Origin of the sequence: Pseudomonas sp. NFACC51 (assembly GCF_900103575.1) — a bacterium.
Classification (GTDB): Bacteria; Pseudomonadota; Gammaproteobacteria; order Pseudomonadales; family Pseudomonadaceae; genus Aquipseudomonas; species Aquipseudomonas fluorescens_Q.
Window position 1 is genome coordinate 21,479 of sequence record NZ_FMXH01000022.1, and the last position, 20,562, is coordinate 42,040.

Below are 20,562 nucleotides of genomic sequence, written 5' to 3' on the forward strand. Positions count from 1 at the left end.
CCTGCCTTGGCCCTGTGGCCGTCGATTTCAGCGCTGCTTGTAGACGTCCCGAAGACGCGTGGTGGCGGCGGTGTGGCCGATGTAGTTGCGCACGTCGGCGTGGATCACCACTTCGTCCACCATCTGTGAGACCGGCATGATCGCCCCGGCCTGTTGGTCGTAGAGGGTCTGGATCCGTGCGTAGATTTCGCGCTGGCGCTCGGGATCACGCTCGCGCTCGGCCTGCTCGATCAACTGATTGAGCTGCGGGTCGAAGAACGAGGTGCGCCAGCCCTGGAAGTTGCTCAGCTTGGCTTCGGTGCGGTTGTCCGGGTTGTACACCAGGGCCCGCAGGCTCGAATGGGGATGACGCTCCGCCCCGCCACCGCCGCGACCGACGAGGATGTCGAACTGACGGTCGCGCATCGCCCCGTAGATCTGGTTGCCGGTGCCGGTGATGATCGTCGCCTGGATACCGGCCTGGGCCAGTGTCGCTTGCAGGCTGGTGGCGATGTTGATGAACGGCGGATCGGTGAGCGATCGAATGGTCACTTTAAAGCCGTCGGCATGCCCGGCCGCCGCCAACAGGCGCTTGGCCTCGGCCACGTCCAGGCGATAGCCCGGGTCTTCCAGGCGTGCCGGCAGCCCCAACTGCAAGGGCCGCTGATTGATCACACCGTAGTGCGGCATCACCACATCGTTGATGCCCTGGTAGTCGATCAACAGGCGAATGGCCTGGCGCACGCGGATGTCCTGGAACAACGGCTGTTGCATGCTCATCGCCACGTAGTACAGCGTGCCCCGGGCGATGCTCTGGATGCGCACCTCATCGACCTTGCCCAGGGCCTTGATGTCGGTGGCCGCCATGCCCCGGGCGACGTCCAGGTCACCGCGCTCGACCATCAGCCGCAGGGCCTGGGACTCGGTCATGTTGCGCATGATCACCCGGCGCAACTTCGCCGCGCCGCGCCAATAGTCGTCATTACGACTCATCAGGATCACGTCGTTGGCGCGCCAGATATCGAGCTTGAACGCGCCGGAGCCGGCTGTGTGAGTCGCCAGCCAGGCCGCGCCCTGATCGTCGCCAACCTGATGCTGCAAGGCGACGCTGCGATCGATGATGAAGGCGCTGGGAGAAGTCGCCAGGGTGTTGAGCACCAGCATCGGGTCCGTGACGCGTGGCAGCTCCATGACAAAGGTGTGCGGCCCTTCGGCACGCATCAACTTGACGACGTTGTCGGCGGTGAAACCGTAGGCTTTCCAGGTCGAAGCCAGGGCGCGGTTGAGGGTGACCACACGCTGCAATGACCAGGCGACGTCTTGGGCAGTGAGCGGTGCGCCGGAGTGAAAACGCACGTCATCGCGCAATTGGAAGGTCAGGCGCATGCGGTCGGGGCTGATGTCCCAGGTTTTCGCCAGGGCCGGAATCAGCGTGTCCGGCTGCGCCGCATCCTGCTCCAGAAGCATATCGTAGACGTTGGCGTTGACCTCGGCGACCTCCAGCCCCGTCGCCGCGGCAGGGTCCAGGGACAACAGGTTGATCATGCTCATGCCCACCACCAATTGGTCGGGGGGCGTTTCGCCTTGGGCCAGGCTGACGGGCACCTGCACTGCGTACAGGGCCACGGCGACACACAGCAGCCTGGTCAGGCGCTTGGGCCAGAGATTCATGGTTCAGTCCTTTCTTATATTTATAAAGACTTGTCGCCCGGGCAGCCATCGACCTCAGGCGTGGAACAGGATCAATGTCGAGACAGGGTGTTGGCTTCGATATACGCGAAGTTGATGTCCTCGCCCAACCCCGGTCGGTCGGACAGGTGTACAAAACCATCGGCGTCCATCGGATCGACAATGCTGTTGAGGTGCGCCGGGACTTCTTCATAGTCGAGGAATGGGTGCAGCAGGCCGCGCTCGTACCAGCGGCAATTGCTGATCGCCCCGACCACCGCCAGGTTCGCCGCGCCGTTGCCGTGCACTTCGCAGTCCATGCCGAACGACTCGGCCAGGTGCGCCACCTTCAGGCACGGCCCGATGCCCCCGACCCCGGCCACGCCGGCGCGCAGGATGTCACAGGATTTCTGGGTGACCCAACTGGCGCGGCTGTGGAACTTGCCGGCGATGCTTTCCGGGCCCAACACCGGGATGTCCAGGTTGGCGGCCAGCCAGGCATAGGACTCCGCCGAGTCTTCCATCATCGGCTCTTCGAACCAGGCGAAATTCAGCTTTTGCAGGGCCTTGCCGATGGTCAGCGCATCCATGCGGCTGTACCAGTGATAACCGTCGAGCATCAGCGCGATGTCCGGCCCCACCGCCTCACGCACGGCAGCGCAGGCCTGGATGTCCATTTGCGGGTTCGGCGCGAAGGAAATCGGCGGCATCCAGGTGTGCAGCTTGATGGCCTTGTAGCCGCGCTGGACCAGCTTTTCGGCGAACTGGCCGTACTCGTCCGGCGTGGACAACCCGCCCGGCAGATCGTCGCCACACATCGTCGAGCCGTAGGCCGGAACCTTATCGCGATAGCCACCAATCAACTTGTGCACCGGCAGCTTGAGTTTGCGCCCGGCCAAGTCCCACAGCGCTTGCTCCACCAGGGCCAACGCCCGATCAGTGAACTGCCCGGCACTGCCGCGCTGCCAGTGTGCAAGGTCTTGCCAGATGCTTTCACGGTCCATCGGATCGCGACCGATCAGCACCTTGCGCACGAAGGATTCGATGATGTGCGGACGAATCAACTCAGGCGGGCCGAAGGCATAGCCCTCGGAGCCATCGTCGCAACCGATTCGCAGCAAAGCCATTTTGATCATGACCTCATCGCCTGGATGGGCATGGCCGGCGCTGTCCTGGGCACGGCGCGAAGGGGTGGAAAAAACGTCGACGTGAACGCCTGTGATTCTCATGGGGAGGAACACCAAATGTTGTTATTGTTTATTTGTATGTCGTCATACAACGTGTCGGATTATTCTGACGTTTCCGGTGAGCTGTCAACCCCTTAAACGCAATAAAACTTACACGCTAACGGGGCTTTTCGCGAAGAAGAGGTCATTTCCATGAGCAAAATTTTAAAATGTCGTCATACCACACAGCGTAAAGTGAGACGACTTGCCGTAGACGACGTAGCGCCTTGAAGGCTGAAGACGTGGGCAGGAGATGGGCGACTGGGGGAACGGGCTTGCTCGCGATAGCGGTGGCTCAGGCGACGGTGAACTGTCAGGTCCGCGCACCAAACCGATCACGGCTATTGGTCAGGTGCAGCCACATCCGGTGGCGAGGGAGCTTGCTCCCGCTGGGGCGCGAAGCGGCCCTGAAGCCTGACGACTCGGTGTCTCAGGCAAAGGCTTGGGTCTGCTGCGCAGCCCAGCGGGAGCAAGCTCCCTCTCCACACGGGATCGGTGTCGATTGGCAGATTCGTGCAGGCCACCATTCCACGGTGGGAGCTTGCTCGCGAATGCAGTCTGAGAGGGTGATGTTGGCTGGGCCGGCGTCTTCGCGAGCAGGCTCGCTCCCCACAGGGGGACTGTGGCGGACGCAGAATTCGTGAACACAGGGGATCAAAATTGTGGGAGGCGATGGCTGCGGAAGGTGACGCCCTGTCACAGGTTTTGTGCAGACTTTGGCTGCCTGGCTAGATTCGAGGTTTGCGCCGTCGTCTCCAGGCAATGCCCAGCGCCGCAGCCATGACCACCACCCCGACATTGCCAAACAACCAGATCGCAAAGTTGCGGCTCTGGTCTGCTTCGCTCTCGTAGAACGGTCCGAAATAACTACCAACGGCCATGAACGCCAAGTTAAATGTGCCGACCGCCAGCACGATGATCAGGAGCACGAAGAAAATTTCCTTGATGACGTTCATATGACTTTCCAGAACCAGATGTCCTTGGAATCGTGAAAGTCCGAGAACGTGCCTTCGATCGAAAAACCCATTTGTCCAAATATCTGCGGATGGCTTTTCCACAACGTGTCGAATGTAAACATCTGTCCTCTCCATGAGGTTTTTCATCCTGGACGCATAGCCTAGCAGCCCCCCTCGCCCCATGAATTCGATAAGCGCTGGCGTGAGATTGAGAGCCAGTCATTACCACCCCTTCACGGTTTCCGGCCCAGTATTCGACCCGTTTGTGATGTTTCAGCCCGACACAAGGAAGACTCTAACGCAACCTGTCGAGACGTATGGCCAAAGGACGGTTTTTCCCGTCAACCGTCCCCGCAAGTTGTTTTTCTGCCTAGACTCATCATTGTTCCGCCGTACGCTGTGTTTTGAATGAGCTCGCACGAAAATACTAAAAACAAGAGGAAAGCCCCTAATGTTCAAACCTATCTGGAAAGCGCTCGCTTGCACATTGGCCCTGAGCGCGATGAGCACGGCCATGGCGGCAGATCCGGTGGTGATCAAGTTCTCCCATGTGGTCGCCGAGCAAACACCAAAAGGCCAAGGCGCACTGTTGTTCAAGAAACTGGTGGAAGAACGGTTGCCAGGCAAAGTGAAGGTCGAGGTCTACCCCAACTCTTCGTTGTTCGGCGATGGTAAGGAGATGGAAGCCTTGCTGCTGGGCGACGTGCAGATGATTGCGCCATCGCTGGCCAAGTTCGAGCAATACACCAAGACCGTACAGCTGTTTGACTTGCCGTTCCTGTTCGATGACATCTCCGCCGTGGACCGTTTCCAGTTGAGCCCTGAAGGCCAGAAACTGCTCAAATCCATGGAAAGCAAGAACATCACCGGCCTGGCTTATTGGCACAACGGCATGAAGCAGCTGTCGGCGAACAAACCCCTGCGTGAACCCAAGGATGCTCGCGGCCTGAAGTTCCGGGTACAGGCGTCAGCGGTGCTGGAAGAACAATTCAAGGCGGTGAACGCCAATCCGCGCAAGATGAGTTTTGCCGAGGTGTACCAAGGCTTGCAGACCGGTGTGGTCAACGGTGCGGAAAATCCGTACTCCAACATCTACAGCCAGAAAATGCATGAAGTGCAGAAGTACATCACCGAGTCCAACCACGGTTTGCTCGACTACATGCTGATCACTAACACCAAGTTCTGGAACGGCCTGCCACCGGACATTCGCACGGAACTGGACAAGATCCTGGTAGAAGTCACCGCCCATGTGAACAAAGAGGCGGCACAGCTCAACGAGCACGACAAACAACGCATCCTCGACGCCAAGACCACCGAGATCATCACCCTGACGCCAGAAGAACGTGGCGAATGGCGCGACAAGATGAAACCGGTGTGGAAGAAGTTCGAAGGCGATATCGGCGCTGACCTGATCAAAGCAGCCGAAGCGTCCAATAAAGCCCAGTGATTGGTTGGCCGGTGTCGCCACCCTGGCGGCACCGGCCTGTCGTCCCTCCAACAGGAGATGTCGTCCATGAACGCCCTTCGGCGCATCTGGGAACACTTCGAGGAAGGTTTCATCGCCTTTCTCCTGGCCGCCATGACGCTCGTAACGTTCGTCTACGTGGTACTCAACAACCTCTATGCGGTTTTCTACAGCCTCGGCGATCATTGGCCAGCCGCCAGCGAACCGATGTTCGCCATCGGCGACAACATCATGGGTATGGCCCAGGCCATGACCTGGAGCACATCACTGACCAAGGCGCTGTTTGGCTGGCTGATTTTCTTTGGCCTGTCGTACGGCGTGCGCACGGCCGGGCACATCGGCGTCGATGCGCTGGTGAAACTGGCGAGCAAACCGGTGCAGCGTTTCATCGGCGTCATCGCTTGCCTGTGCTGCCTTGGCTATGCCGGGTTGCTGGCGGTGGCGAGTTTCGAATGGATCAACACGTTGATGATTGCCCAGATCGGCGCCGAGGATCTCGGCCATTTCGGCATCATGCAGTGGCATATCGGGTTGATCGTACCGGTCGGTTTTGCCCTGGTGTTTATCCGTTTCGCGGAAATTCTCGTGCGAATCCTGCGCAATCGCCAGACCGGCCTGGGGCTGGCCGATGAAGCGGCCGAAGCCATCAAATTGACCGAACATGAGGAAGACAAGCCATGACCATTGCCTTCCTGTTCATAGCACTGTTCGTGCTGATGTTCATCGGCGTGCCCATCGCCATATCGCTGGGTTTGGCCGGTTCGTTGACCATCATTTTCTTCAGTCCCGACTCGGTGCGTTCCCTGGCGATCAAGCTGTTCGAAACCTCCGAGCACTACACGCTGCTGGCGATTCCGTTTTTCCTGCTGGCCGGTGCGTTCATGACCACCGGCGGTGTGGCGCGGCGGCTGATCGACTTTGCCAACGCCTGCGTCGGGCATATCCGTGGCGGCCTGGCGATTGCGGCGGTGCTGGCTTGCATGCTGTTTGCTGCGTTGTCGGGATCAAGTCCCGCGACAGTGGCGGCGGTCGGCTCCATTGCCATTGCCGGGATGGTGCGCTCGGGTTATCCACAGGCGTTTGGCGCAGGCATCGTCTGCAACGCCGGGACCCTGGGCATCCTGATTCCGCCCTCGATCGTGATGGTGGTGTATGCCGCGGCGACCGAAACCTCGGTGGGCAAGCTGTTCATGGCCGGTGTGATTCCCGGCTTGCTGTTGGGTTTTTTCCTGATGGTGGCGATCTACATCGTCGCGGTGAAGAAAAACCTCCCAGCCCTGCCCCGGGCGACGCTCCGTGAATGGTTGAGCACGGCACGCCAGGCCATCTGGGGCCTGCTGCTGATGTTCATCATCCTCGGCGGGATTTACTCCGGGATGTTCACCCCCACCGAAGCAGCGGCGGTGGCGGCAGTGTATTCGGCGTTCATTGCGTTGTTCGTCTACAAGGACCTCACGTTCCGTGAGACCCCGAAAGTGCTGCTGGAGTCGGCCAAGCTGAGCATCATGCTGATGTTCATCATCGCCAACGCCATGCTCTTCGCCCATGTGCTGACCACCGAGCAACTGCCGCAGCAAATCACGGCATGGGTGATCGATGCCGGGTTGACGCCGGTGACCTTCCTGCTGGTGGTGAACATCGTGCTGCTGATTGCCGGCGCGTTCATGGAACCCTCGGCGATCATCCTGATCCTGGCGCCGATCCTGTTCCCCATCGCCATGAAACTGGGCATCGACCCGATCCACCTGGGCATCATCATGGTGGTGAACCTGGAGATCGGCCTGATCACGCCACCGGTGGGGTTGAACCTGTTCGTCACCTCGGCGGTGACCGGCATGTCCCTGCCCGCCACCATCCGCGCGGCCATGCCGTGGTTGATGATTCTGCTGGCGTTCCTGGTGCTGATTACCTATGTGCCGTGGATCTCGCTGGTGCTACCGAACTGGTTGGGAATGAGTTAAACCCGATAAACACACTCCGTGACGGGCACAGGACAACTTGTTCGTCACAGAGGGATAGGGCCGACCTGTCGGCCCTGTGCCTTCGGACACTGAAAGGGACGCCTCGCAATGCTAAAACCTATGTGGAAAGCGCTCGCCTGCACCCTGGCTTTCGGGGCGTGGGGCATGGTCATGGCGACTGAGCCGATCGTCATCAAATTCTCCCACGTCGTTGGCGAACAAACGCCCAAGGGCCAGGGCGCGTTGATGTTCAAGAAGCTCGTGGATGAACGGCTGGCGGGCAAGGTGAAGGTGGAGGTGTACCCCAACTCCACGCTGTATGGCGATGACAAGGAGTTGGAAGCCTTGCTCCTCGGGGAAGTGCAGATCATTGCGCGGTCGTTGGCCAAATTCGATCAGTACACCAAGTCGGTACAGTTGTTCGACTTGCCCTTCCTGTTCAACGACATCGCCGCCGTGGACCGTTTTCAGCGCAGCCCCGAGGGCCAGAAGCTGCTCAAGTCCATGGAAAGCAAGAACATCACCGGCCTGGCCTATTGGCATAACGGCATGAAGCAGCTATCGGCCAACAAGCCGTTGCGCACACCCGAGGACGCCCGCGACCTGACGTTCCGGATCCAGACCTCCGCAGTGCTGGAGGAACAGTTCAAGGCGGTGGATGCCAAGGCTAAACCGATGATTTTCTCAGTGGTGTACCAGGGTTTGCGCACCGGTTTGGTCAACGGCACGGAAAACACCTATTCGAACTTCTACAACCAGAAACTCAATGAAGTGCAGAAATATGTCACCGAGTCCAACCACGGCATACTCGACTACATGTTGATCACCACCTCGGACTTCTGGAAAGGCCTGCCACCGGATATCCGCAGCGAACTGGACAAGATCGTGGTTGAGTCCACCGCCTATGCCAACCAAGAAGCGGAGCGGTTCAACCAACAGGACAAGCAGCATGTGCTGGACGCCAAGACCACCGAGGTCATTACCCTCACACCAGAGCAGCGCAATGCCTGGCGCGAAAAAATGAAGCCGGTGTGGGCCAAGTTCGAACAGGAGATCGGGCCCGATCTGATCAAGGCGGCGCAGGCGTCCAACAAGGCCCAGTGATGTAACAAGGCGGGGGATAACTTGAAGCCCCTGGCTGAACACTTCTGTTGTGGCGAGGGAGCTTGCTCCCGCTGGGGCGCGAAGCACCCCCAAAACCTGATACCGCGGTGTGTCAGGCAAACTTTTGGGGGCTGCTGCGCAGCCCAGCGGGAGCAAGCTCCCTCGCCACAGAGTTACCACAACGCCTCCCTGTCCCCAGCAACCCGGCACATTGCGTTATGATCCCCCGCCTCTCCCTGAACAGAGCTTTTACCCGCGAATGCTGCCATCCACTTCTGATATCACCACCCTGCCCGCCGTCCTGGTCGGCCCACTGTTGCGACGGCTGGAGCCCACGCGGCTGGTGATGTGGCTGGTGGGCACGCGAGCATTGGCGATGACGTTGCGCGTGGCCGGCGTGGGTGATCTTGCACTGGATGCGACACGCTGCACCGTGGTGCCGGTGGGCCAGCGGGCGTTTGTGCACTTGATCGATGTACGGCTCGCCAGCCCCCTGCCCCGGGACGTGACGATTGACTACGACTTGCTGGTGGACGGCGCGCCCATCGCCGAATGGGCGCCGCACCTGCTGTATGACGGCGCACAGTGCCCGAATTTCATACTGCATTCGCGCATCGAGCAACTGGTCCACGGCTCTTGCCGCAAACCCCATTACCCAGCCAACGACGGCCTGCTCTGCGTCGACCGGCTGTTGGCGCAAGCCCCTGAGCAACGCCCGGCATTGCTGATGATGAGCGGCGACCAGGTCTATGCCGACGACGTCGCCGGGCCCATGTTGCGGGCGATTCATGCGCTGATCGAATGCCTGGGGTTGTTCGAGGAATGCCTGGAAGGTGCCGTGGTGGAAGACAGCGCCAAGCTCTATCGGCACCCGGCCAGTTATTACCATCGTGCCGATTTGTTGCCGGCACTGGAGAGTAACGAAACCCTGCGCGAGCGATTTTTCGGCGGGGCCCGCAAGCCGATTTTCACCAGCAGCAGTGCCGACAATCACCTGGTGACCTTCGCCGAGGTCATGGCGATGTACCTGCTAGTGTGGTCGCCCGTGCCTTGGACGCTGATCACCGTGCAGCCGCCCGAACTGACCGTCGAACGGCGCCAGCGCTACGACCTGGAACAGCAGCGCATCGATGCGTTCAAGACCGGGCTGGGCGGCGTGGCGCGAGTGTTTGCGCACCTGTCGTGCCTGATGATTTTCGACGACCACGACATTACCGATGACTGGAACCTGTCTGCGCAGTGGGAGGAAACGGCCTACGGCCATCCGTTCTCCAAACGCATCATCGGCAATGCGTTGATCGCCTACATGCTCTGCCAGGGCTGGGGTAACAACCCCGATGCCTTCGCTGACGTGCTCCCGCAAACCCTGGCCCTGAGCGACACCGCCCGAGACCGTTACCTCGACAGCGAACCCCAGGACCAACTGATCGACACGCTGCTGGGTTTCCAACAATGGCATTACGTGCTGCCGAGTACCCCGGCCCTGGTGGTGCTTGACACCCGCACCCGCCGCTGGCGCAGCGAGAACAACCTCAAGCAACCTTCCGGCCTGCTGGATTGGGAAGCCCTGAGCGAGTTGCAGCAGGAGTTGTTGGATCACCCGTCGGCGATTATCGTCTCACCGGCGCCGATCTTCGGTGTGAAGCTGATCGAGACCGTGCAGCGGGTGTTCAGTTGGTGCGGTTATCCACTGCTGGTGGATGCGGAAAACTGGATGGCCCATCGCGGCGCTGCCCAGGTGATCCTGAACATTTTCCGCCACTCACGTACGCCCGGTAATTACGTGGTGCTGTCCGGGGACGTGCACTATTGCTTCGTATACGAAGTATTGATCCCGCACCGCAAGGGCGGCCCGCGCATCTGGCAGATCACCAGCAGCGGCATCAAGAATGAATTTCCCCCTGCGCTGCTGGAATGGTTCGATCGCCTGAACCGCTGGCTCTACTCGCCACGCTCGCCCCTGAACTGGTTCACCAAGCGCCGCAGCATGCGCATCGTCCCCCACACCCCGGAACACGCCGAAGCGGGTGAACGGTTGTGGAACAGCGCCGGCATTGGCCAGGTGTTCTTCAATGAACAGGGCCAGCCCGCGCAGATCTACCAGCACAATGCCAACGGCCAACCGCCGACGCGGATGCTGCCCCCAAAATCACCACCGACCTGAAAGCGCTGGCACCGCCAGCACCTACGCAAGCTGACAATTCGCTATCGCGAGCAAGCTCGCTCCCACAGGGAAGTGGCAGTCAGAACACCAATTGCAGCGACTGCTGACCTTCAAGGCTCAGCAGGAACTGTTTGGCCGCCAGGCCACCAGCGAAGCCGGTAAGGCTGCCGGAGCTGCCGATGACCCGGTGGCACGGGGCGATGATCGAGATGGGGTTGCGGCCATTGGCGGCGCCGACCGCCCGGACCGCCGTGGGTTGCCCCACCTGGATGGCGATGTCGCGGTAGCTGCGGGTTTCGCCAAAGGGGATGGTCAACAGGGCTTGCCAGACCCGGATCTGGAAATCAGTGCCCGCGAAGTCCAGCTCCAGCTCGAAACGACGGCGCTGGCCAGCGAAGTATTCCAGCAACTGACGCTCGGTTTCCTTGAGGACCGGATGCTGGGTGTCCTCCTCCAAAGGCCCCAGGCGCACCCGATTGAGCCGCTCGTTTTCCCAGAGGATGGCCGCCAGCCGTGTCTGCCGGGCGACGAGGATCAGTTGGCCGACAGGGGATTGGATGGTTTTGTACAGAGGCAACATCGAGGGATTCCTTGTCAAAGCCTTTGTGGCGAGGGAGCTTGCTCCCTCGCCACGGGGATCTCACCGACCGCAATATCTTACTCAGCCCAACAACCCCAACGCCTTCGCCCGCGCTACTGCTTGGGTGCGACGCTCCACACCGAGCTTGCTGTTGATATGGCTGGCGTGGGTCTTGACCGTGTGCAGCGAGATGAACAATTGCTCGCTGATCTCTTGGTTCGAACAGCCTTGGGCAATCAGTTGCAACACCGCCCGCTCGCGACTGCTGAGGGTTTCGACCGGCGCCGCCGGGTCGGCAGGCTGGGCCACCGTCGAGGGCAGGCGTTCGAGCAGATGCTCACGCAAGGTACTGGGCGGTGCCTGCAGCAGTTGTTCGCGTAACCATTCACGGTGCTCACCGAACAACCACTCGAAGGGCTGCAACACCCCGCCGCTGGCAGCTTCGAAAGCCTGGGCCAGGGTGCGACGGGCTTCGGCTTCACGCCCGATGCTCAGCAGCAAGGCGACTTTCTGGTTGAGCGCCATCACGCTGAGCATCTGCCGGCCACTTTGCTGACCGTGTTCAAGCAAGGCATCGAGCCGTCCTTGCGCGAGTATCGGTTGGCCCCGGATGGACTCCAGCACCGCCTGTTGCAACTCGACATGCAGCGGCAGTTGCGGGTGGAATTCCGGTGGCGCGGCAGCCCGTTCGCCCGTGTAGGTCTGGCCCAGCCGGGCCAGCCAGGCTTCGGCCAGGTCGGTACGACCCTGGGCCAACCAGAGTTCGCACTTGACCAGGGTGATCATCGCCAGATAGTAGATCGGCGGAACGTCCCAGATGTGCATCAGGCGCTCGGCTTCCGCCAGTTCGGCGAAGGCCCGGGCGAACTCGCCGCTGTAGCCTTCGATACGCGCGATCACGCAATGGCCGATCAGCACGCTGATGTCGCGGCAGGCGCGGGCTTCGGTGAGGCCCGCCTGCAGGCGCGCAAGGCCGGCCTGAGGCTGCATGCGCAAGGTCAGCAAAAAACCTTCGTACATGATCAAGCGCGCCCGCACCGCATAAAGCCGCTGGGGCGACAGCTTGTGCAAACGTTGCAGGCCCTGGTGCACTTCATCCAGCGCCCGCAGGATCTCTCCCCGCGCCTGCAGGACCCGGGCACGATCATAATGGGCCAGGGCCTCGAACAGTGGATTTCCGACCCGTTGCGCCAGCTCCAGGGAGTCGCGGTTCAGGTTCCGGGCGCGCCACAGGTCGCCGTCGGCAATCGCCAGGTTCGACAGTGTGGACAGGCACATCAGGCGCTGGCCGTAGCGTTTTTGCGGCAGGCTCTCCAAAGCTTCGCTGCAATACCGCACGGTGGTCTCGCGATCCCCCCGGCCACGGGCGATGATCCCGCTCAGGGCCAGCCATTGGGCGAGCATGGATTTTTGCGCAGTGGCCGAGGGGGCCGGCAGGAAACGACTCAAGTGCGCCGCCAGCTCTTCGGCAGCGTCCAACTGGCAGGCCAGCCCCAACGCCCAGCTGTAGAGCACGATCAGCCGCGGGGTGCTGATGAGCAGGCTGTCGGGCAAGTCCATTTTCCAGCGCAGCAACATGCCGACGTTCTGCTCGGCCAGCAGTTGCTCCTCCGAGAGGTTCTGCACCAGGTTCGCCGCCACGTCCAGATGCCCGGCCCGCAGCGCCTGCTCCACGGCTTCGTCGATCAGGCCCTGGGCGTTGAACCAACGGCAGGCCCGCAGGTGCAGGGTCGCGGCCGGGACCATGGCCGGTGCGCTGGGGCGACTGCGCAGCAGGTCGGAAAACAGGTGGTGATATCGGTACCAATGGCCGTGCTCGTCCAGCGGTACCAGGAACACCTGGTGGGCCGCCAGGTAACGCAGGATTTCGGCGCTGTCATGGGCCTCGCGCACGGCGTCGCACAGTTCGCTGCAAAAGCGTTCCTGAGGGGCCGTGTCGTAGAGAAATGCCTGCACCTCGGCGGGCAGGCAGTCGATGACCTCTTCAAGCAGATAATCGCGAATCAGCCCTTCGCCGCCGTGCAAGGCCTGGGGCAGCAGGCCTTCGGTACCGGCTTCGGAGGCGGCCAGCAACCAGAAACGCAGCCCGGCCACCCAACCTTCACTGCGCTGGATAAGATTTTCCAGCGCCTCACCGCGCAACGAACTGCTGTGATGCTGGAGCAGGGTCAAGGCTTCTTCATGGGTCAGGCGCAGGTCCTGCTCATTGAGTTCGAGCAACTGCCGCGACAGGCGCAGGCGCGCCAAATGCCAGTCCGGGCGCTGGCGGCTGGTGACGAGGACCAGCAACCCGTCGGGCAGGTGATTGAGGAAAAACTGCAGGCAGCGATCCAGCACCGGGCTTTGGGCCAAGTGGTAATCGTCGAGCACCAGCAGCAAGGGCTCGTGGGGCGATAAGTGCGTGGACAGTTCGTCCAGCAAGCCGTCGAGCCATTCTTCGAAGGCAAAGGGTTGATGACGTTGGCGCATTTTCAGCAACCCCAGCGCCCGACCGCCCAGTTGCGGGAAAAAGGCCTGGAGCCCCTCGAGCAACCGTTCAAGGAAGCGGCCTGGATCGTTGTCCCGGGCGCTGAGCCCCAGCCAGAGGCTTTGCCAATGGGCCGGCAGGCTCTGGCAGAACTCCACCGCCAGGGAGCTTTTACCGAACCCCGCCGGGGCACTGACCAACAGCAACCTGCCTCCGAGCCCTGCGCTCAAACGCTCGCACAACCGCGGCCGCATAACATGGCCGTCGGGCAAGGGCGGGCGGTAGAAACGCCCGTCCTGTACCGCGATGGCTGCGCGGGCAGAATCCGGAAGTGAAGACAAATCAGTCATGGCCGGCTCTTGTAGGAATGCGGGTGGCGGCGTTGCAGATGTCCGCAGACTAGCGGTAAACGAGGAGGTATTGAAGGGAGTGCTACAAATGGCTACAAAAAGACTACAAGCCGACCGACTTGAAAAAATTCAGGCAGCCACCGCTCTTGTGGCGAGGGAGCTTGCTCCCGCTGGGTTGCGAAGCAACCCGCAAGGCAGCGACTGCGTTGTACCTGACAGAATGAGAAGGCTGGTTTGGGGCTGCTGCGCAGCCCAGCGGGAGCAAGCTCCCTCGCCACAGGGTTTTGTGTTGACTGATCGAACAAAAAAAAACGCCCCGAACCAGTCGGGGCGTTGTTTCGAGGATGCGGCCTCGGATGCAGCGGTTTAGCGGATGCCGTCCTGACGCAGGGCGTTCGGGGTGAAATCGGCGGTGGTGGCGGTGAAGCCGAAGTCGTAGGCCGATTTCTCTTCGTTCTTCATGCCCAGCGCCAGGTAGCGGCCGGACTGCAGGTCGTAGAGGGTTTCCAAGGCGTACCACGGCACTTGCTTGTCGTAGTAGTTCTCGGCATGGGCCTCGGCCACGCGCCACAGTTGGCCACGGCCGTCGTAATGGTCGATTACCGCCGCTTGCCAGGTGTCTTCATCGATGAAGAAGTCACGCTTGGCATAGATGTGGCGCTGGCCTTCCTTCAGCGTCGCGGTCACGTGCCAGACACGACGCAGCTCGTAGCGTGCCAGGTCCTGATTGATGTGGCCGGCCTTGAGGATGTCGGCGTACTTGAGTTGCGGCGAATCGATCTTGTAGCTGTTGGAGGCGATGTACAGCTCTTTCTTGCCTTCCAGCTTCCAGTCGTAGCGATCCGGCGCGCCGTTGTACATGTCCAGGTTGTCGGAGGTACGCAGGCCGTCGGCGGCGGTGCCCGGGCCGTCGTAGGACACCTGCGGGGCACGGCGCACACGGCGCTGACCAGCGTTGTAGACCCACGCCGAACGCGGTTCCTTCACCTGATCGAGGGTTTCGTGCACCAGCAGCACACCACCGGCCAGGCGCGCCGGCGCGGTCACTTGCTGCTTGAAGTAGAACAGGATGTTGCCAGGGTTGGCCGGATCGAAATCCTTCATCTTGTCGCGGAACACGAACTGGTCGCGGAAGTACACCAGGCTGTACGAACCGTTGGGCTGCGGGGTGGCCTGGGTGACCAGGCGCGTTACGCTGCCACCACGATAGCGGGTGATGTGGTTCCAGATGACTTCCACACCGCTCTGGGGAATCGGGAACGGCACGGCCGTCTCGAAGTTTTCCAGGCCGTTACCGCCGGAGACCAGCTTGGTGTTGACCGCGTTCTTCTTGATGGAGGCGAACACCTCGTCCGGCACGGTGGCACCGCGATGGGTCGGGTAGACCGGCATCTTGAAGGTTTCCGGATAACGCTTGAACATCGCGTACTGACCCGGCGCGAGCTTGTCCTTGTACTGGTCGACGTTCTGCGCGGTGATGGTGAACAGCGGTTTTTCACTGGCGTATGGGTCGGCGAGGAAGCCCTTGCTGTCCACGGAACCGGCATTCTTGGCCATGGGTTTCCAGGCCGAGATCGAGCCGTCGGCATTGCCGGCCATCTCGGCGCCCATCGGCGTCAGGCTCTTGCCCAGTTTATCGGCCTCGGCCGCGGGCACTGCCGCCATGACGCTGGCGGCCAGCAGGGAGAGCCCCAGAACACCGGCCTGCAACAGATTCTTTGTTATTTTCATAGTGTGTCGTCCTGAAATACGGTGCTTAAAAGTTCACGCCGACGCTGAGTGCCACGAAATCCCGGTCGTCCACAGTGGTGTACTTGCCGTCGAAGAAATTGGTATAGGCCAGGCTGGCGGTATAGGTGTTCTGGTACTCGGCATCGATACCCAGGCTCACAGCCTTGCGGCCTTCCTCGAAGTTGGCGCCAGGACCTGGCGAGTAACCCTTCACATCATGAGACCAGGCCACGTTGGGCTTGAGGTTCACGCCGGCAAATACGTCGTTGTAATCCCAGATGGCACGACCGCGATAGCCCCAAGAGTTGGCGGTGGTGTAACCGTCGTTTTCGCAATAGCGACTGAGGTTGTTTTGCGCTCCGCTTCCCAGGGTGGAGCCGTTCAATATCTCGCATTGGCCATTTGGCAGTGGACCAGGGCCGTAACTAGGGTCACGACCATAACGCGCCTTGGAAGTGCTCTCCAGACCGCCGACGTGAGTAAAGCCGACCTCGCCAACCAAAGTCAGTCGCTCAGCGCCCATCACTTGGTCGAAGAAATGCGTGAACGTCGTTTGTAGTTGGGTTATTTCTTTACGACGGTAGCCCGGCTGATCTTGTCCTGGCTGTCCTGGAAGCACAGAAACATCAGGGTTCAAAGGCGTTAACCCGGAGAATAGGATGTCGGTAGTGTTGAGCTGGACCGGCGCATTTGGCCGATAGCTGACTTCACCGCTCCACGCGGTGCCCGTGGGCAACGTAGTAGAGAAGCTCAGGCCGTACAGGCGGATATCCTCAGGGTATTCGACGTAGTAGCTTGAATTACCCGCCACTACCATCGGCAACAAGCTCGGAGCTAAGCCGACCGCGACAGCGGGAGGAATACCGGCACCAATCAGCGACCCCACCAACGTTGCCGGGTTATAAGCACCCGCCGGCGCGCCACGACCACTGAAAATAGGCGCACGACTATGGTAGTTCATGAAGTAAGCGCCGAACTCAGTGTCCAGCGGCTCGAACATGTATTTGAAGGACACACCAAATTGGCCACTGTCACGAGCATCACGGTCGGGGCCTCGGCGGACCAGAACCCCTTCCTCGTTTGCATTCACGCCCAGTGCTTCCAACGTTGGCATGACTGCCCCCGGGATTGCGGAGCCCGGCCTCAGCACCCGCAGGTTATTGTCGCAACCATCGGAGATAACGTCCGGCTGAGAGAAGAACGTGCCACAGTTGTCGGCAACGGTCTGGTCCCATTCCAACTGGTAGAAAGCTTCAGCCGACAAATTGTCGGTCAGACTCTGGGACACATAAAACATGTTGACCGGGATAAGACCTTCCTTGACCTCGGCGCCCGGGCGACGGAACGCAGACACATCGACCGGGTTGATGGCGTTGATGCCATTCTGGATAAACGTACTCTCACCCCAACTGACCACTTGCTTGCCCAGGCGCACCGAACCCGGCTGATCGGCGACGGCATAGTTGTGATAGATGAACGCATCGAGTATCTGCCCGCCGGATGACTGCGCACCCTCCTTGCGGTTGCTGTCGCTGATGTCCTTGAACGGACGGCTTTCATCCTTGAGTTCAAAGTCGTACCAGTACTTGCCGCGTAGGAACACACCTGTGTCGCCGTACTTCAGCTCCAAATCGTGGATGCCTTTGAATATCTTCGAAAAGGTTTCCCCACGCTTGAAGTTAAGGTGGCCGTCATCTGAGGTCTGGGACAGGCCGTGACCGCCGTTGTTTACGCCGATCAGGTTCTTGTTGGCTTTGGCCGTGGACCAGCTCGCCCCCACCGATAGGGACGAGTCGAACTGGCCTTCGATTTCACCGATGTTGAAGCTGACGCCGAATGCCGGGCCGGCGAGCGAGGAGGCAAGACTGACGGCCAGAGGCAGTTTTGCCCGGCGCCAGAAAGTGTTTGCTGAGGTCATCGACGCAACTCCATGTGTTTTATTGTTATGGCAGTGGACATTTCCAGAAACCCTTCGCCGTACTGGCACGTACGTCCCATTTCGAAAATCCCATGAGCGGACTATAGCCAGCAGGTAGTACGGCTTGATCCCTCTAAAGTGTGATTTGCAGCCCTCAACCACTCTGGGACAGTCCTTTCGCCAGGCCGACAGGTGTCGGCACGGCAAGGATGGCTGAAATTTACGGTTTGACAAGTCAAGCGCTTGCTTGGTGGGGCTGCCGTGCCCTTTCGGGCACGGCAAAAAGGCCTAAAGCGTGGACAGGAAGGTGCTGTTGTTGCTCTGCCATTCGGTGATATCGACGCGGATGCGCTTTTTGTCGAGCTTGCCGACGCTGGTCTTGGGAATTTCCGTAACAAGGGCGATCTGGCTCGGGATCGCCCACTTGCTCAAGTGCCCCAGCTCGACGAACGGCTTGAGGTGTTCCTTGAGTTCGCGAGCCCCGATCTCATGCCCTTCGCGAATCACCAGCAGGGCAAACGGTCGCTCGCCCCACTGCGGATCGGGGATGCCGACCACTGCTACTTCGCGTACCGCCACGTGACGGCTGATGAGGTCTTCCAGGTCCAGGGAGGAGATCCATTCGCCACCAGTCTTGATCACGTCCTTGATGCGATCACGGATGTCGATGAAGCCCATGTTGTCCAGCGTGGCGACGTCGCCGGTGTGCAGCCAGCCGCCGGCCCAGAGCTCGGCGCCCTTCTGCGGCTCGTTGAAATAGCCCTCGGTGAGCCACGGCGCGCGCAGCACCAGTTCGCCCTGGGTCTCGCCGTCGGCCGGCAGGAAGCGCCCCTCGGCGTCGACGATCGCCGCCTCCACCAGCGGGCCTGGCACGCCGGCCTTGATCCGGTAGGTGGTGCGCTCGTCTTCGCTGCCGGCCATCAGTTCCTCGTTGAGGTGGGCGCAAGACACCAGCGGGCCGGTTTCCGACATGCCATAGGCGGCAGTGAGCTGGATGCCCCGCGCCTTGGCCGCTTCGTACAGGCTGCGATTCAGGGCGCTGCCGCCGATGACGATCTTCCAGCCGCCGAAATCGGTGTCCTGGGCGCCCTTGGCGTTGAGGACCATTTGCAGGATGGTTGGCACGCAATGGGAAAAGGTAACCTTTTCCTTGCGCCACAGCTGGACCAGGAATTCGGGATCGTAGCGCCCCGGGTAGACCTGCTTGAGCCCGAGCATGGTCGCCACGTAGGGCAGGCCCCAGGCATGGACGTGGAACATCGGCGTGATCGGCATGTACACGTCGTTGGTGCCCAGCAGCCGCACGCTGTCGATGGCCCCCATGATGGTCGCCACGCCCATGGTGTGCAGCACCAGTTGCCGATGGGTGAAGTAAACGCCCTTGGGGTTGCCCGTGGTGCCGGTGGTGTAGAACGTGGTGGCGACGGAGTTTTCGTCGAAATCCTGGAAGTCGTAGGTGGGCGCCGCGGCGGCCAGCAATTGCTCGTATTCACCCACCAGGTTCGGCAGCTCGGCAGTTTTTTCCGGCAAGTCGGTCAGCAGCAGGGTCTTGTCCACCGTGGTCAGGTGCCCGGCTATCGCCTGGTACAAGCCGACGAACTCGCTGTTGACCAGCACGAAGCGGTCCTCGGCGTGGTTCATGGTGTAGACGATCTGCTCCGGTGACAGGCGCACGTTGATGGTGTGGATCACCGCGCCGATCATCGGGATCGCGAACATGCATTCCAGATAACGATGGCTGTCCCAGTCCATCACCGCCACGGTATCGCCAGCCTTGACCCCCGCCTCGGTCAATACGTTGGCCAGGCGCGCGACCCGTTCGATCAGCGTCGGATAGCTGTAGCGCAACTGGTCGCGGTAGATGATCTCGCGGGTTTTCTCGTAACGCGTACCGGACATCAGCAGCCGCTTGATCAGCAGCGGGTATTGATAGGCGCCTTCGGCTGGGGGAATAACGCGAGTCTGCAACATAAGAGTCCCTTTTCTGACTGCACGGTCTTGGCTGGAAGCAAGCACTCTAGAGCGCTTGTACACAGATCAAATCAGCCAAAGGAATGATTTGATCCGCGCGCAAATACTAGCCTTGAGCCATCTCGCCCCCCAGGTTTTCGCAAACATGGCGCAACCAAACCTTGTCTCATCGGGATCCAACAGCGAGCACAGGTATCACGCTTGTTACAAAAACCTGCGGGGAAATGCCCTGGCAGGTCTCCAGCATGCCACCACTTTTTGACAGAAAATAATGAACACCGAACTGACCTCTTCCCAGGCCACCGCGCCTCAAGCTGCGCTGCTTGTATCGATCGTGGCCCCTTCCATCCGCGTGGAAGCGATCAAAGGACAGCGCGCAACGGTCAATGCGCTTCGGTAAACGCCAGCTTCACCCCAATGGCGACGAGCACCGCGCCCATGGTCCGGTCGAACCAGTGGCCCATGCGCGCAAAACCGGCGCGCACCCGTTGCTGGCTGAACAGCAGCGCCACCAGGCAGAACCAGGCGGCCGTCGCCACCGCCAGGTACACACCGTAACCGGCCTGGACGGCCAACGGCGTGTGTGGGTTGATCACCACGGTGAACAGCGACAGGAAAAACAGCGTCGCCTTGGGGTTCAGGCCATTGGTGACGAAGCCCGAGGTGAACGCGCCGCGAGGAGTACGTTCACCGGCCTCCTTGTGCAGGTTGTCCTCGGTGGGCTTGGCCGGTTGCGCCCGCAGTGCCTTGAAGCCGATGTACAGCAGGTACGCAGCGGCGGCCCATTTCAGCGCGTTGAACAGCACGATCGATTGCGACACGATCAGGCCGATACCCAACAGCGAATACCCGACATGCAGGAAAATCGCCGTGCCGACGCCCAGCGCCGTCCAGGTCCCGGCACGCCGGCCATGGGTCACGCTTTCGCGCACCACCACGGCAAAATCCGGCCCGGGGCTGGCAACGGCCAGCAGGTGGATCAGGGCGACGGTGAGGAATTCGGCGAGGTACATGGTGGAGCT

16 protein-coding genes are annotated in these 20,562 nt (G+C 60.8%); 6 read left to right on the forward strand and 10 right to left on the reverse strand.

Annotation, left to right across the window (positions count from 1 at the left end; genetic code table 11):
• Positions 1 to 27: 27 nt before the first annotated feature.
• From BLT00_RS29100 to BLT00_RS32295, 4 genes are all read right to left on the reverse strand, one after another.
• Complete coding sequence (locus BLT00_RS29100) at positions 28 to 1,650, reverse strand: ABC transporter substrate-binding protein (protein WP_092148996.1); 1,623 nt, start codon at positions 1,648 to 1,650, stop codon at positions 28 to 30.
• A 71-nt stretch (positions 1,651 to 1,721) separates the two neighbouring features.
• On the reverse strand, positions 1,722 to 2,876 hold the full coding sequence (locus BLT00_RS29105; protein ID WP_170867330.1) for a mandelate racemase family protein: 1,155 nt from the start codon (positions 2,874 to 2,876) through the stop codon (positions 1,722 to 1,724).
• 725 nt (positions 2,877 to 3,601) lie between these two features.
• Complete coding sequence (locus BLT00_RS29110; RefSeq protein WP_092148998.1) at positions 3,602 to 3,829, reverse strand: hypothetical protein; 228 nt, start codon at positions 3,827 to 3,829, stop codon at positions 3,602 to 3,604.
• A complete protein-coding gene (locus tag BLT00_RS32295; protein WP_256572246.1) occupies positions 3,826 to 3,951 on the reverse strand; it encodes a hypothetical protein in 126 nt (41 codons plus the stop codon). The genes BLT00_RS29110 and BLT00_RS32295 overlap by 4 nt, the downstream gene beginning before the upstream one ends.
• A 329-nt stretch (positions 3,952 to 4,280) precedes the next feature.
• Here BLT00_RS32295 and dctP point away from each other — a divergent pair, with 329 nt between their 5' ends.
• From dctP to BLT00_RS29135, 5 genes are all read left to right on the forward strand, one after another.
• Positions 4,281 to 5,276: a C4-dicarboxylate TRAP substrate-binding protein DctP gene (gene dctP / locus BLT00_RS29115; RefSeq protein WP_014336661.1), complete on the forward strand. Its 996-nt coding sequence runs from the start codon at positions 4,281 to 4,283 to the stop codon at positions 5,274 to 5,276.
• Between the two features lie 66 nt (positions 5,277 to 5,342).
• Positions 5,343 to 5,975: a TRAP transporter small permease gene (locus BLT00_RS29120; RefSeq protein ID WP_092149000.1), complete on the forward strand. Its 633-nt coding sequence runs from the start codon at positions 5,343 to 5,345 to the stop codon at positions 5,973 to 5,975.
• Positions 5,972 to 7,255 carry a C4-dicarboxylate TRAP transporter large permease protein DctM gene (gene dctM / locus BLT00_RS29125; protein ID WP_092149002.1) on the forward strand — a complete coding sequence of 428 codons (1,284 nt, stop codon included), beginning with the start codon at positions 5,972 to 5,974 and terminating at the stop codon, positions 7,253 to 7,255. Before BLT00_RS29120 ends, dctM begins: the two co-directional genes overlap by 4 nt.
• Positions 7,256 to 7,363: 108 nt before the next feature.
• Positions 7,364 to 8,359 carry a TRAP transporter substrate-binding protein gene (locus tag BLT00_RS29130; protein ID WP_092149004.1) on the forward strand — a complete coding sequence of 332 codons (996 nt, stop codon included), beginning with the start codon at positions 7,364 to 7,366 and terminating at the stop codon, positions 8,357 to 8,359.
• A gap of 259 nt (positions 8,360 to 8,618) precedes the next feature.
• Positions 8,619 to 10,523 (forward strand): alkaline phosphatase D family protein, encoded by a 1,905-nt coding sequence (locus BLT00_RS29135; protein WP_092149006.1) that lies wholly within the window; start codon positions 8,619 to 8,621, stop codon positions 10,521 to 10,523.
• 79 nt (positions 10,524 to 10,602) lie between these two features.
• Here the strand turns inward: BLT00_RS29135 and BLT00_RS29140 are convergent, their stop codons facing one another.
• From BLT00_RS29140 to BLT00_RS29160, 5 genes are all read right to left on the reverse strand, one after another.
• A complete protein-coding gene (locus tag BLT00_RS29140) occupies positions 10,603 to 11,103 on the reverse strand; it encodes a methylated-DNA--[protein]-cysteine S-methyltransferase (RefSeq protein WP_063322893.1) in 501 nt (166 codons plus the stop codon).
• An 81-nt stretch (positions 11,104 to 11,184) separates the two neighbouring features.
• A complete protein-coding gene (locus BLT00_RS29145; RefSeq protein ID WP_092149008.1) occupies positions 11,185 to 13,920 on the reverse strand; it encodes a winged helix-turn-helix domain-containing protein in 2,736 nt (911 codons plus the stop codon).
• A gap of 366 nt (positions 13,921 to 14,286) precedes the next feature.
• Complete coding sequence (locus BLT00_RS29150) at positions 14,287 to 15,651, reverse strand: DUF1329 domain-containing protein (RefSeq protein ID WP_003197892.1); 1,365 nt, start codon at positions 15,649 to 15,651, stop codon at positions 14,287 to 14,289.
• Positions 15,652 to 15,676: 25 nt separating this feature from the next.
• On the reverse strand, positions 15,677 to 17,569 hold the full coding sequence (locus BLT00_RS29155) for a DUF1302 domain-containing protein (protein WP_092149010.1): 1,893 nt from the start codon (positions 17,567 to 17,569) through the stop codon (positions 15,677 to 15,679).
• A gap of 288 nt (positions 17,570 to 17,857) precedes the next feature.
• The gene (locus tag BLT00_RS29160) at positions 17,858 to 19,540 is read right to left on the reverse strand and encodes a fatty acid--CoA ligase (protein WP_092149012.1); all 1,683 of its coding nucleotides are present in this window, start codon (positions 19,538 to 19,540) and stop codon (positions 17,858 to 17,860) included.
• A gap of 271 nt (positions 19,541 to 19,811) precedes the next feature.
• Here BLT00_RS29160 and BLT00_RS32300 point away from each other — a divergent pair, with 271 nt between their 5' ends.
• A complete protein-coding gene (locus BLT00_RS32300) occupies positions 19,812 to 19,940 on the forward strand; it encodes a hypothetical protein (protein ID WP_256572800.1) in 129 nt (42 codons plus the stop codon).
• Here BLT00_RS32300 and BLT00_RS29165 read toward each other — a convergent pair.
• Positions 19,924 to 20,553 (reverse strand): LysE family translocator, encoded by a 630-nt coding sequence (locus BLT00_RS29165; protein ID WP_063322898.1) that lies wholly within the window; start codon positions 20,551 to 20,553, stop codon positions 19,924 to 19,926. The two genes, BLT00_RS32300 and BLT00_RS29165, sit on opposite strands and share 17 nt — an antisense overlap.
• Positions 20,554 to 20,562: the final 9 nt, after the last annotated feature.